Source organism: Paenibacillus sp. R14(2021), assembly GCF_019431355.1.
In the GTDB taxonomy this organism is placed as follows: Bacteria; Bacillota; Bacilli; order Paenibacillales; family Paenibacillaceae; genus Paenibacillus_Z.
On sequence record NZ_CP080269.1, the window covers coordinates 827,657 to 841,902 of the forward strand.

Annotated in this window: 8 protein-coding genes; 6 read left to right on the plus strand and 2 right to left on the minus strand. The window is 53.5% G+C overall.

Features of this window, described 5'->3' with window-relative positions:
* The first annotated feature begins 34 nt into the window (after positions 1 to 34).
* The 5 genes from KXU80_RS04140 to KXU80_RS04160 all read left to right on the plus strand — a co-directional run bounded on the left by KXU80_RS04140 (position 35) and on the right by KXU80_RS04160 (position 9,105).
* Entirely contained in the window at positions 35 to 1,552 is a 1,518-nt protein-coding gene (locus KXU80_RS04140) for a carboxylesterase/lipase family protein (RefSeq protein WP_219837021.1), read from the plus strand.
* Positions 1,553 to 1,688: 136 nt separating this feature from the next.
* Positions 1,689 to 3,359 (plus strand): extracellular solute-binding protein, encoded by a 1,671-nt coding sequence (locus KXU80_RS04145; protein ID WP_374987773.1) that lies wholly within the window; start codon positions 1,689 to 1,691, stop codon positions 3,357 to 3,359.
* A gap of 68 nt (positions 3,360 to 3,427) precedes the next feature.
* Positions 3,428 to 5,197 (plus strand): sensor histidine kinase, encoded by a 1,770-nt coding sequence (locus KXU80_RS04150; RefSeq protein WP_219837023.1) that lies wholly within the window; start codon positions 3,428 to 3,430, stop codon positions 5,195 to 5,197.
* On the plus strand, positions 5,172 to 6,788 hold the full coding sequence (locus KXU80_RS04155; RefSeq protein ID WP_219837024.1) for a response regulator transcription factor: 1,617 nt from the start codon (positions 5,172 to 5,174) through the stop codon (positions 6,786 to 6,788). Before KXU80_RS04150 ends, KXU80_RS04155 begins: the two co-directional genes overlap by 26 nt.
* Positions 6,789 to 6,813: 25 nt before the next feature.
* Complete coding sequence (locus KXU80_RS04160) at positions 6,814 to 9,105, plus strand: glycoside hydrolase family 95 protein (protein WP_219837025.1); 2,292 nt, start codon at positions 6,814 to 6,816, stop codon at positions 9,103 to 9,105.
* A 1,061-nt stretch (positions 9,106 to 10,166) separates the two neighbouring features.
* Here KXU80_RS04160 and KXU80_RS04165 read toward each other — a convergent pair.
* Positions 10,167 to 11,147: an aldo/keto reductase gene (locus KXU80_RS04165; protein WP_219837026.1), complete on the minus strand. Its 981-nt coding sequence runs from the start codon at positions 11,145 to 11,147 to the stop codon at positions 10,167 to 10,169.
* An 879-nt stretch (positions 11,148 to 12,026) separates the two neighbouring features.
* Between KXU80_RS04165 and KXU80_RS04170 the strand changes: the two genes are divergently transcribed.
* Complete coding sequence (locus KXU80_RS04170) at positions 12,027 to 13,010, plus strand: ribosome-inactivating family protein (RefSeq protein ID WP_219837027.1); 984 nt, start codon at positions 12,027 to 12,029, stop codon at positions 13,008 to 13,010.
* Between the two features lie 807 nt (positions 13,011 to 13,817).
* On the opposite strand, the gene KXU80_RS04175 is transcribed toward KXU80_RS04170, so the two are convergent.
* The gene (locus KXU80_RS04175) at positions 13,818 to 13,988 is read right to left on the minus strand and encodes a hypothetical protein (RefSeq protein ID WP_219837028.1); all 171 of its coding nucleotides are present in this window, start codon (positions 13,986 to 13,988) and stop codon (positions 13,818 to 13,820) included.
* Between the last annotated feature and the right edge of the window lie 258 nt (positions 13,989 to 14,246).

Genomic DNA, 14,246 nt, shown 5'->3' on the forward strand with positions numbered 1-14,246 from the left:
TATGTAATCTGTGATTCGAAGGGAGAGAGCATGTGTGCTTCGAGCCGTAAACGTAGAGAATGGAGCGATTCAGGGACTGCCGGCAGCAGACCCCCGGATTACGAGCTTCAAAGGGATTCCGTTCGCCGCGCCTCCCGTAGGCGATAACCGCTGGCGAGCCCCGCAGCCGGCGCCGGACTGGATAGGCGTGCGCAAAGCGTATGAATTTGCGCCGGTCCCCATGCAGGTCCGGCAGGAAATCGACGCGAACAATATCTACACCAGGGAATGGGCCGTAGAGCCGGACATCGCCATGAGCGAGGACTGCCTCTACTTGAACGTATGGACGCCGGCCAACAGTGCCGACGAGAAGCTGCCGGTGTTCGTATGGTATTTTGGCGGTGGTCTGCAGGTCGGCCATACGGCCGAAATGGAGTTCGACGGCGAACGGATCGCCCGCAGAGGCATCGTGGTCGTCACGATCAGCTATCGTCTGAACGCGTTCGGATTCTTGTGCCATCCCGAGATTACGGCGGAATCGCCGGAAGCTCCCGCGAACTTCGGTCATCTCGACCAACAAGCCGCAACAAGATGGGTCAAGCGCAATATTGGGGCTTTCGGCGGCGATCCGGACAACATCACCATCGGCGGGCAATCGGCCGGGGGAGGCAGCGTCATGAACCAGCTCGTTTCGCCGCAGAACGAGGGACTCTTCCAGAAAGCAATCGTTCAGAGCGGGGTATTTACGAGGCTTTACCCAGGAAACGGCTTTCCAAAGTTTCTGCGCGATATAGCGGCAGCCGAACAGGAAGGCGTTCGATTCTTCGAATCGCTCGGCGTGTCCTCGCTTGCAGAAGCCCGGAAGCTGGATGCGGTGTATGTCCGCGACATGTATCTGGCGTCCAAGGCATTCTGGGGCACCGTTATCGATCACAAGTTTAACGTAGGCGACGCGTTTCAATTGTTCCTTCAGAACAAGCGCTGGCCGGTGCCGGTGCTATTCGGCCATACATCCTCCGAATTTTTCAGCGTTCCGGAAGCCAGTACACTTGGCGAAATCAAGGAGATGGCGGATGATATGTTCAGCGACGATGCTGAAACTTTTCTAGCACTTTGCGGCACACACTCGGGCAGTTTGGACGAGGTCATGAAGAAAGCTTCGACGAGCAGCATCGAATACGCGATACGGGTCGCCGGGCAGGCCAATGCCGATTCCGGCGCCGATCTCCCGTTGTACTACTACAACTTCGATGCGGACATCCCGGGATGGGACGACCCGGGGACGTTCCACTCGGTGGATCTCTGGTTTTTCTTCGAGACCCTCGCCAAATGCTGGAGGCCGTTCGTCGGCAAGCATTACGATCTGGCCCGGCAGATGTGCCAGTACTGGGCGAACTTCATTGGCAGCGGAGATCCGAACGGCAAGGATTCGACGGGAGAGGACCTGCCGCGGTGGGAGGCCTATACGCCGGAGGCGCCGTTTGGCATGCGATTCGCGGATCGAAGCGAGTTTGTCAGAGAACAGCCAGGCGAGATGATGATGTTCCTCGTGGGGCAATACTTACGCATGTAAAAAGATGCACGTTGTCCAGTCCGTTCCCGCCAGCCTATAATGAGAGCGTAACCATTGCAGAAGCAAAGTCGATGAAGAGGAGATGGCTATGAACAAAGGAAGAGTTCGTTCGATTTGGGCTCTGGGTTCCGCCATGATGCTCATGGCGGCGCTGGCGGCCTGCGACGGCAACGAAAACAACGATGGCAATGGCAGCAATGCAGCCTCGGGCCCGTCCGGAGGGGCCGCGGCGGAAGCGGCGGCGGGTCCATACGGCAAATACGACCCGCCGATTGAGATCACGACCGTGCGCAACCTGAGCGACATCGTCGAGAACAACGTCCTTGGCGTTCTGAAGGACGAGAAGTTCGAGGATAACCGTTGGACAAGGCTCTACTTCGACCAGCTCGGCATAAAAATCAAATACAACTGGGTCGTTAAAGGCAACGACACGTCGGATCCCTATTTGCAGAAGGTGAACGTGATGCTGGCCTCCGGCGACCTTCCGGACGTCATACCGGTCAACGCCACTCAGCTCAAGCAGCTCGCCGACTCGGGTCAGATCGAAGACATGACGGATTTATACGAGACATACGCTTCTCCTCATCTCAAGGAAGTCCTTTCCGAGGAGGGTTCGGGACCGTTCGACTCCGCGACGTTCGACGGCAAGCTGATGGCCATCCCGCAGACAGGCTCATCGATCGAACAAGCACAGTTGATCTGGATCCGCACGGATTGGCTGGACAAGCTGGGTCTGCAGCCGCCGAAAACTATGGACGACGTCCTGGCGATCTCGAAAGCTTTCTCCGAGCGGGATCCGGACGGCAATAAGAAGAAAGACACTTTCGGTCTTGCCATTACGAAGGAACTGTTTGGTGGATCGATGGGGCTGGAGGGTTTCATGGCCGGCTACCGCGCTTTTCCGAATATCTGGCTGGAGGACTCGGCGGGCAAGCTGGCGTACGGCAGCGTACAACCGGAGATGAAGAAGGCGCTTCAAGCCCTGCAAAGCATGTACAAAAACGGCGAGCTGGATGAAGAGTTCGGCGTCAAGGAAGGCACCAAGGTATCGGAAGTTATCTCGAATGGCAAAATCGGGATGGAGTATGGTCAGCAATGGAATTCCATCTGGCCGCTGCAATTGAACAAAAACAACGATCCGAACGCGCAGTGGCGAGCGTTCCCGATTGTTTCGGAATCCGGTTCTCCGGTGAAGGTTCCTCTTAAATTCAGCACGACGAAGTTTTTCGCCGTCCGCATCGGCGCTGCGCATCCTGAGGCCATCATCAAGCTGTTCAACATGCACGTCGAGAAGAACTGGGGCGAGACTCAGGAGAACGAGTACTATTATGCGCCGCCGGATGCGGAGAGCGTATGGCAGCTATCCTTGGTTCAGCCCGCGCCGACGAAGAAAAATCTGGAGCTGTTCCGAACGTTAGACGAAGTGCGCAGGACAGGCGACAAGCCGAAGCTGACGGGTGAAGCGAAAGCAATCCAGCAGAAGCTGGACGCATACGCTTCCGGTTCCAAGGAAGGATTCGCGCTATGGGGCTGGGAACGCATCTACGGACCCGAAGGAGCGGAGGGCATCGTCGATCAGTACGACAAAAACAATGCATTTCTCTTTGATAAGTTCGAAGGCGCCCCGACCTCAACGATGGTGGAACGGCAAACGACGCTGGAGAAAATGCAAAACGAAGTATTCGTCAGGATCATCCTTGGCGCACCGATTGGGGAATTCGACAAGTTCGTGCAGGATTGGAACAAGCTTGGCGGGACTCTGATTACGAACGAAGTCAACAATTATTATGCATCAATGAAGAAGTAGCGCATTGTGTTACGAAGCGTGAAGGGATAGGATGGAATCGACTAGACAGATTAGGGGTTGAAGGCGCCATGATCAAAACACCGTTGTTCTCGATTCGCAACACCCTGTTTCTCCGCTTGATCTTTACGTTTCTGCTCATTTTGATGCCCCTGATCATTCTGGGCGTCTATCTCTACCAGTGGTCGATTCACACGGCGAGAGAGGATATCGCCAAGACGGCGGCCTCTCAGACGACCTTCTATCTAACCGATTTCGAGAACGAGATCGAGAGGATCAAGCTGCTGCAATTCGGCTTGCTCGAAGACGAGGATCTGAACAAACTGACGCTCCTCTGGGATCGGATGGGCGTTATAGAAAAAACCGACAAGACCAATTCGCTGCGCAATCGACTCTATCTTGTTCAGAATAGCAGCAAGTATATTAAAGAAGTAAGCGTATACATCAATCCTATAAGACGCGTCATCTCCTCCGTCGACGGCGTAAGTCCGCTCGATGAGACGCGTTATGACGCTGTTCTCTCCGTTTACGGCAGCCGGAATACCCGAATCATCGAGTGGAGGAATGGGTTGTACCTCAGCGCGGTGAAGCCGAGCGGAAGCCCGAAGGGACAGCCACTATTCATTGTCGAGATTGAATTGGACCAGCAGAAACTGACGGAGGCGTTGGCTCAATTCAATACCTATTCCGGAAGCGGCACCCTGCTTCTCTCGGCGAGCGGCGGCATCCAGCTGGCGAGCGGTTCCGTCGCGTCCTTCCTGAAGGAAGCTTCCTCGTACGTCGGGCAACGGAAGGACTCCGAAGACTACGCCGAAGGCACAGCGTTCGGGGGGCATTTGTATTACACCATCTACGCCGGCTCTGACAAGCTGGATATGGCAATCTATCGCTTCATTCCGTCTGAGGTCATCCGAAAGCCGCTCGACAAGTTCTATACTTGGGCCTGGCTTTTTGCTGCGGCAGCGCTCGTTATCGTCGCCATCTATGCAATGTCGACTTATAAATTCATACATAAACCGCTGCTGCGGCTTGTGAAGAGCTTCCGACGCGTCGAGAATGGTGATCTAGAGCAGGTCATCACGCACGAGTCCAAGGATGAATTCGGCTATTTGTACAGCCGATTCAATCAGATGGTCGCAAACCTGCGGGCGCTGATCGATCAGGCCTACCGGCAGAAGCTTATGGCACAGCGTTCGGAGCTAAAGCAGCTTCAATCGCAGATCAATCCTCATTTTTTGTTCAACAGTTTGTTTATCTTGAACACGATGGCCCGAACGGGAGACATGGAACGGGTCGAGCAATTCACGATCCAGCTTGGCGAATACTTTCGCTTCGTGACCCGCAGTGCCTCCGACGAGATTTCGCTCGCGCAGGAGATCCATCATGCACGCACGTATATGGACATTCAACTCCTTCGCTTCTCTAGGCGTATACGGGCGCGGTTCGAGGACCTCCCGAAGGAAGCCGCGCAGGCGAAAGTACCGAGGCTGATCGTGCAGCCGATTATCGAGAACGCTTTCGAGCACAGCCTGGAGCGGAAAGAGGAGAACGGGTTGATCGTCGTTCGCTTCGAGAGCGGGGACGATGAATTCCGCATCGTCGTCGAGGATAACGGCGACGCCTTGTCCGAAGAGAAGCTAAACGAATTATCAAGGGCTTTGGCTAATCGGGACGAATATGCGGAGACGACGGGAATAGTCAATATCCATCGCCGCTTGACGATTACGTTCGGCGAGAGGGGCGGCGTCCGAGTCGCCCGAAGTGAGCTCGGAGGACTTCAAGTGACGCTTCACTTTCCATGGGAGGGACTAGCCAATGTACCGTTTGCTGATCGTGGATGACGAAGAGATGATAACCGACGGTTTATACGAGACGTTGACCGGATGCGGCTTGGATCTGGACCTGTGCAAAGCTTACTCCGGCAGGGAGGCATTGAACTGGCTCCATCGAACCCGGGTGGACATCGTGCTGTCCGATATCCGGATGCCCGGAATCGACGGGATGCAGCTCCTGTCCATCATCAAGCGGAATTGGCCGCATTGCAGGTTGATCTTCCTGACCGGCTACAGCGACTTCGATTCCGTGTACCGGGCAATTCAGACGCCCGACGTTCAATACCTTCTCAAGAGCGAAGGGTACCCGAAAGTCATTCAGGCGGTCGGCCAAGCGGTGGCAGAGCTGGACGACAGCCTGCGGGTGAACGACCTCATCCAGCAGGCGCAGGAGAAGCTGAAAACGTTGGAAGTGCTGGCGCGAGGCGAGTACTTCCGCCATTTGCTGCACGGCGCGAATCCGGCGCCGAGCCTGGCAGCGGACTTCCGTAAGCTGAACATCCCTCTCGAAGCCGACAGACCGGTCTACGTGGCGCAGGGAGATCTTTTCCATGCCTCATCCACCGTGTCGTCTTATGCCAATCGGCATGAATCAGCTATGGCCGTCATGCTGCTGGCCGAGAGCTTGCTGAAGGGCCAGGCTCGGAGCCTTGGCATGATCGATCGCTTCGGAGATCCGGTCTGGTTGATCCAAGAGTCGACTGATCGAGCGGACGGGAACGAAGCGGAGGAAGGCGCGTCCGTCCTCCCTTATCTGGTCGGCCAATTCGAGCTGATCCAACAAGCATGCCTGAAGAGCCTCGATCTCTCCGTAGCCGTCACGCTGGGGAATCGGCCATCCGATTGGATGAAGCTGTCTTCGACCTATGACAAAATGAGGCGGCAACGGCAGACTAGAACCGGAGATGGCGCTCTAATGGTGCAGACGGTGAATCTAGAAGCTTCATGCTGCACGAAGCAGCGTTCGCCGCGGGACAAATCGGACGCGTTGTCCGCGCATCTGGATGCCGGCAGACGCGACGAATTTCTCCTGGTGTTCGATGAGCTGACGGAATCGGAACGAGACAACGGCGCGCCGTATCTGCTTGAACTGTATTATACGATCTCGCTTGTTTTATTGTCATACATCAACCGATGGGAGCTGGAGAATCAAGTGTCCGGCGTTTCGGCCCTCATGCGCCGCGACGAATTCGTGTCGTGGAAGGAAGCGTTCTCCTTCCTCCGAACGACGGCTAAAACGCTCTTCGAACTAAGAAGCTCTGGCGAAAGCAACCGGGCAGCCGAAGCGATCCTGAAGGTTCGCGCTTATATCGAGGAACATCTGGACGAGGATCTATCGCTGGTCCGCCTCGCCGGTTACATCCATTTTAATCCGTCGTATTTATCGCGTTTGTTCAAGCAGGAGTGCGGCGTCAATCTGTCCGACTATATCGAAACCGCCCGAATCGAGCGGGCCAAAGAGCTGCTGAGGAACGACGAATTGAAGGTGTTGGAGGTTGGGTTTCGGGTCGGTTATGAGGCTTCCCAGTCGTTCTCCCGTTTTTTCAAAAAAGCGATGGGTGTAACGCCTCAGGAATATCGGGAGGCCTCAAGAATGTAACGAAAACGAAGGAGGAGGGATAGTGATGACCCACATACTGTTATTCGAGGAGCCGGCGAAAGCTTGGGACGAAGCGTTGCCGATTGGCAATGGCAGACTAGGTGCGATGGTGTACGGCCAGCCGCGGCACGAGCGGCTGCAGCTGAACGAGGACTCCGTTTGGTATGGCGGACCGAGAGACCGCAATAACCCGGACGCACAAGCGAATCTGCCGGAAATCCGCAGGTTGATTTTCGAAGGGAAGCTGAAGGAAGCCGAGCGCCTAGCCCTGCTGTCGTTGTCCGGCCTGCCGGAAAGCCAGCGGCACTACACGCCGCTTGGCCACCTTCTGCTTGATTTCACGCTGCCGGACGGAACGCCGGATCAATATTCGCGTGTGCTGGATATGGCCAGCGGCATCGTTACGGTCGCGTTCAGACAGGGTGGCGTTTCATTCAAGCGGGAATTGTTCGCAAGCCATCCCGATCAGGCGATCATCATGAGACTGAGCAGTGATAGGCCGAGCGCCATCGGGTTTACCGCTCGCCTGGAACGGGGTCGCTGGCGTTACGCCGATCGGTCCGGCCGAAATGGGGACAGCGCGATATGGATGAGCGGCAGCTGCGGCGGCGAAGGCGGCAGCGAGTACGCAGCCGTGCTTAACGTGTCAGCGGAAGGCGGAACGGTGAGGGCTGTCGGCGACCATCTCCTTGTGGAAGGGGCCGACTGCGTGACGCTTATCCTTGCCGCTGCCACAACGTTCCGTGTCCCGGATCCGCTTGCGGAAGCGCAGGAGAGGACAGCGGCGGCCCTCCGGCTCGGCTGTACTGAGCTGTATAAGCGCCATATCGACGACTACCGTGCGTTGTTTGGCCGCGTATCCCTGTCGCTCGGTCCGACAGACGCAATACTAGCGCGTTTGAGCCTGGCGCAGCGCATGGAGCGGCTGCGCGGCGGCGAAGCAGACCCGGACCTGTTCGCGCTATATTTCCAATTCGGCCGCTACCTGCTGATCGCCTCCAGCCGTCCCGGCTCGCTGCCCGCTAATCTGCAGGGCATCTGGAACGAGCATTTCCTGCCGCCGTGGGACAGCAAATATACGATCAACATTAATGCGCAGATGAATTACTGGCCCGCGGAACCATGCAGCCTTCCCGAGTGTCATGAGCCGCTGTTCGAGCTCTTGGAGCGGATGCGCGAGCCCGGTCGGTATACGGCGTCTGTTATGTATGGGTGCAGGGGCTTCACCGCTCACCATAACACCGATATGTGGGCGGATACTGCCCCTCAGGACACTTATATGCCCGCAACCTATTGGCCAATGGGCGCCGCCTGGCTCTCCTTGCATCTGTGGGAGCATTACCAGTTCTCGATGGATTCGGAATTTCTTCAACGGGTATATCCCATCTTACGCGAAGCAGCGCTGTTCCTGGTAGATTTCGTAATCGAGGCGCCAGGCGGCGAGCTTGTGACCTGCCCTTCGGTATCACCGGAGAATACCTATATCCTTCCGAGCGGCGAATCGGGCGTGCTATGCGCGGGGCCGTCAATGGACACCCAGATTATCCGCGAGCTGTTTACCGCGGTGCTTGACGCTGAACGTACGCTAAGCGTTCCGGAGAACGAGGGACTAGGGAGAGAGCTGCGGCGGGTTCTGGAGAAGCTTCCTCAACCGAAGATCGGCCGATACGGCCAGCTTCAGGAATGGTACGAGGACTATGAAGAGGCGGAGCCGGGCCATCGTCATATCTCCCATTTGTTCGCCCTGCATCCCGGCAGCCAGATCACGCCAAACGGCACGCCCGAGCTAGCGGCGGCGGCCCGACGCACCCTGGAGCGGCGTCTTGCGAACGGCGGCGGCCATACGGGCTGGAGCCGGGCGTGGATCGTCAATTTCTGGGCGCGTCTAGAGGAGGCGGAGGAGGCGCACGCTAATCTCGCGGCGCTTTTGACTCATTCGACGCTGCCGAACTTCTTGGACAATCACCCGCCGTTCCAGATCGACGGCAATTTCGGCGGTGCCGCTGCAATGGCCGAAATGCTGCTGCAGAGTCATGCGGGCGAGCTTCATCTACTTCCGGCGCTGCCGGCACTTTGGTCAACGGGCTCCGTTCAAGGGCTGCGCGCTAGAGGCGGCTACACGGTCGACTTGGAATGGAACGACGGCAGGCTGACGAATGCCACAATTACGTCTACTGCCGGTGGACCATGCTGCATCCGCAGTCCGGTAAGCGGTTCGATTACAATGGAAGGGAACCCGATCAAGTGCGAGAGTTCAGCAGGACTTCTCCGCTTTGATGCAGCTGCTGGCGCCGTCTATACGCTGCTTTCCTTTTGATACGATACCGTGGTGATCGGAGACACAACATTTCTGGTGCTTTCACGGCACGCTAATGCAGGCAGAACGCATCGAGCAGGACGGGCAGCACGCCGCGCTAAGCAACTGGATTTCATCTGCCTGGAAATCCCGATATGGTGTATTTCTTGACGGTCCTATCGTGCTGGCCGGCTTGACGGACGAAGAGCGCATGCTACCACAGTCGTCGCTGAACCCGGACGCCTTGCTGATTTCGGATCGTGAACGCAGCCATAGCTGGTGGACTCCGGGAGATGTGCACCAAATGAATATATACGAAGAACCGCAGCCCGTTTCTGCAAGTTTGTGCCGGAGTGGTGTAGATGGAAAAGGGTTTTACGAAATATGTTTAGGACGGCTAAAGCATTGAAACGAATAAGAATATCAGCATACATGCCTAATACCAATTCACTTATTCCTAGATTTTTATCCCGACCTGAGCATATGCCAGTAGTACGGTGGACGACTAAGGCCACAAATGAATTGTTTTTAAAGCAGGATAAATTTCATTCAAGCAAAGGGAACGCCCATCAGGGTTTTCCCTTTACTTATGGTTCAACAGTTGCTTCAACGACTTTCGATACAGGCAAAATGGATCAGTAAGACGGTTGGAAAGCACCGAGGCTTAAAATTGCTCGCTACTCAAGATTACGCAGAAGGCAAATCGTTAGGAAAGAAGAGGAGAAATACAACGCGGGAAGTATTTCAGAGTGTGCTGCGATGGCTGACAGGCGATAGAATCAGCGGATCACATTAGTGAAAGCTCGACGGCGAGAGTGGTTACTAAAAAGGGAGTATTTTCAATTATCAACGTAAACGCCGACATTGAGAGGCCACTCGGAAAATGTCGGACGACAAGAATATATATACAAAGGAAGTCGCATAAACTGCGGATTTTTTAGTTTTTGTATAGAAGTTCTTGTCATTTACTCAAGTCAAGAACTTCTATACAAAGCCGTTTAAGGACAAGAACTTCCTATACAATCCGTGAGCCATAAAGTACACCGATTCGGGCAGGCCGCACGCCTGCCCGCGTTTCCGTGTTACTGGAAGCCCAGTACGGGATGCGGCACGTACAGCTCTTCCAGCGCACGGATTTCGTCGGAATTGAGCGCAAGCGAGAGCGCAGCGGTCGCGTCGTCCAAATGGCCGGGCTTCGTCGCGCCGATGATCGGCGCCGTGACCGGGGATTTGCTCAGCACCCAGGTCAGCGCGATCTGGGCTCGCGGTACCCCGCGCTCGGCCGCGATGCGCCCGACGCGTTCGACGATCGCGCGGTCCGACTCGACGGCGGACGTATACAGCGTCTTGCCGAACGCGTCGATTTCCGACCGTTCGCTGATTTCGTCCCAGCCGCGCGCCAAACGGCCGCGGGCGAGCGGGCTCCACGGGATGACGCCTACGCCGAGCTCTTCGCAGAGTGGAAGCATTTCCCGTTCTTCCTCGCGGTACAGCAGATTCAAATGATTTTGCATGCTGACGAATTTGGTCCAGCCGTGCTTCTCCGCCGTGAACTGCGCTTTGAGAAACTGCCAGGCGTACATGGACGAAGCGCCGATATAGCGGACCTTGCCGGACTTGACGATGTCATGCAGCGCTTCCATCGTTTCCTCGATCGGCGTATGCGGGTCCCAGCGGTGAATTTGATAGAGATCGATATAGTCCGTGCCAAGTCTTCGCAGGCTGTCGTCGACTTCGCTCAGGATCGCTTTGCGCGACAAGCCGGCGCCGTTCGGGCCGGGCCGCATGCGGCCGTGAACCTTAGTCGCGATGACGATTTCCTCGCGCCGTGCGAAATCCCCCAGCGCGCGACCGACGATTTCTTCGCTCGTGCCGTCCGAGTAAACGTTGGCGGTATCGAAGAAATTGATGCCCAGCTCAAGCGCTTTGCGGATGAAGGGGCGACTCCGCTCTTCGTCCAGCGTCCACGAATGCGTTCCTCTTGACGGTAAACCGTAGCTCATGCAGCCCAGACATAGTCTGGATACCTCCAGGCCGGTTTGGCCCAGGCGGGTGTAATCCATTTCGATTCCTCCTCTGGTTTCGGTAAATCGATTGGCGAACGAAGTCTGCTGATCCTGCTGTTGACTCTATCGTAACGTTTTTTCGATTGGATCACAATTTCCCCTCAATAAACCATATTCGAAGTGAGAAGCAGTAGCCTTAACAAGTATCGCAAAAATGTGTGGCCTCGCCAGCAACAGCTCTTTTTCGAATTGAACAATATACAAAATTATCCTTCTTGCATGATATCTTTTGACCAATAATTTAGGTATCAATTAGTGGGAATTTATTTGTGAAACAATCGATAGAATCGGAGTTAACCGACTGATTTCGGTAGAGGAAAGGTTCTAAGCGTTGCGCTCGTAAACGTGGATAACCACGAGGGAGCACATATTTTATTAGCCGTACGCCTGGGCAAAGCATTTGGTGAAATTAGGGAGTTATAACTCGAATAATCCGTGAAAAATTATCCTATGTAAGTAGGACGTGTCTTCAACAATCAAAAGCACATTCCCAAGAAATCAATTGTTCTGGATACCGGACAAAATTTCAGCTTAATGCCGGCAGCTTTATTTCGTTAAGATGAAGAGAAGACATATATCGTTAACCGAAATAGGACAGGAGTTTGCAATGTTTGCCGCAAGTGAAAATTCATCGCATCCGTTTGGATTTTGAATAAGACTGAAGGGGGGGGGCGGGTGATTTGATGGGCTGAATAGGCTTCTTTTGTATTTCGAAAGTTATTTGACAATCGAACAAAATTATTTATAATTACTATTAGATAATGGTTATTATTTAATAATACATAACTTAACCACCATTCTGCCGGAAAGTAAAAAAAGGAGGTATACCGGCTGTTTTAGCCTGTCGTTATTAACTTTTTTCTAGGAGGAAATGTAGTGGGAATTTTTTATCATTTTTTTCATCGCAAAATCCGGGCGGTCACTCTGGCCGTTATAACTTTCGCGATGGTTGTTACGGGAACCCTTGTCTCAGTGGGCGGAGTTGCCCACGCTGATGTCCCAAGAGGATCAATTACGCACGTTTATATTAATTTGTACGCACCAAGTAGTACGGCGGGGAGCCAGTATTCATCGTTTATCAACAGCCTTCGACAAGCGGCGGGACACTCCTATCGCGGCAGCACCTATCAATCTCAGCAAGTAGACAGAAACCCAAGTGGCAACCCGAATCATTACTCGACAGGTCTGATCATGGCAACGATAACGATGCCGAGCCAAAATCGAACCGCTACGCTTTGGATCACCCCAGGCGATCTGTATGTGCGAGGATTTACAAATCAGTATGGCTTTACGTATCAGTTCTCCGATAATGCTTCCGAAGATTACGACTTGCGTACTCACATGCGCCAAAGTGGACATGATCCTGGGAATAATTATGCTACCCTACCTTTTGGAGGCAATTACAATGCCTTGTCCGGTGCCGCAGGTCAAGGCCGGCAAGATATGTCTATCTCGTGGAGTGATCTGATTGGCTCCGTCTCCCATCTGGCGACGGTCACGAACCCTTACGCCAGCGGCGATTACATGTGGACCGCCAGGGACCTTATGTTCTTGATCGGATACCTTTCCGAATCTGCACGGTTCTGGGACGTATATGGCGTTAATGCCGCTATCATGCAGAGTTATAATAATCGCTATAACGGTCTGCCACTAACACAGCAGTACCTTGAGAATAGATGGGGTCGTATTTCGGAATATGGCCAAAATGTCACTGCATATCCGTCTACGCCCTCGGTAGACATTACAGGTGTAGGGACTCTGTTCAGTTGGTATGACGTTGCACGCTATTTGGCAATGATGCTTAACACTTATGACATGGCTAAATATAATTTTGGCGACTGGAGCTATAGTCAGTTGTAAGTCGAACATCGTTATGCGAAAAGCTTATAAGTGGAAATAAATGGAACCTGCTGCACATGTGCAGCGGGTTTCTTTACGATTTTCTCCTCGTTCATATGGAGCCTGCCTTCTTTTTTGTCTCAATCGTTGCCATAAAAAGTCTTACTATACACTGCCGGGGGCCTAAAAGTACACGAGTTATTAAGCTAGCTGTCTCAACGGCTGGAGGTAATTGGCTGTTGTCCGATGACAAGAACTTCTATTCAAAGCCGATTGTCTTATGTAACAAAAAAATCGCCGACACCTGTTTGGCGACAAGAATATATCACATTCATGGCCGCCTCAACTCAAATAACGTGACACGATAACTCAGCAATTTTCGAAGGCAGCCGGTGTTTTGTTGGAAGGAGATAACAAAGGAATGGAATCTCGCAAATGTGTCATCTAGCCAGGATCATATCTTACTGTTACCGGAGCAGTCGATCAATTAAACAGAAGCCTGTCTTTTTCCTTGCCAAAAGTCAATAATCGCTGGGTTGGCGGCAGATGATAACGACCGTTGCCGCTGTACGAGAAAATAATGATGTGGGTTCCCGACACGCAGGAAGGTTCCCTTCGGTAGGGAAGCATATGAGAAACGTTACCGGCGTCCGACTTAGTGCCTTGCAGCATTGGAAAAGTTCTATTCCGAATAAGTAGACATTCTCCAGATATAGTTTTTAAATGTAAGACTTGCGGTTCAAACTCGCCGTGTTATGAGAACATTCCCGAAGAAGGCCGAACCTTCCGCTTGGGAGATCCGGCCTTCTTCGACTGGCAGGCTGAAATTTAACACCAGCCACGCTCGGGCCAGTCGCTCGCATAAATAATCGGTAGAAGAAAGGCGATGACGAAACTGCTGTAAACGAGCATTAATCGAGCATTTGAGGCCTGCGTTTTTAATTTCGCCCAAAATCCTGTTTCCGAAAAAGGCTTCAGATCTTTTACGTCCTCGCTCATGTAATATTCCCATCCTTTAAATTAAATTGGTTTTACCGGTTCATTCAAAATAAACCAAAAAAAAGGACTTCACAAAAAATTATTTACTCCAACATATGTCATGATGAAACAGGTACTACAAGAGAGGATATGCCGGATGGCAATGGAGTAGTAGTTCCACCTGTGGAGAGACTCGCCTCTAACATTATTCATTCCATACAAACTGTGATAAAATTCACTTTGTCACCTTCCAACCGGTTAGGCGGATGCTGAACTCGA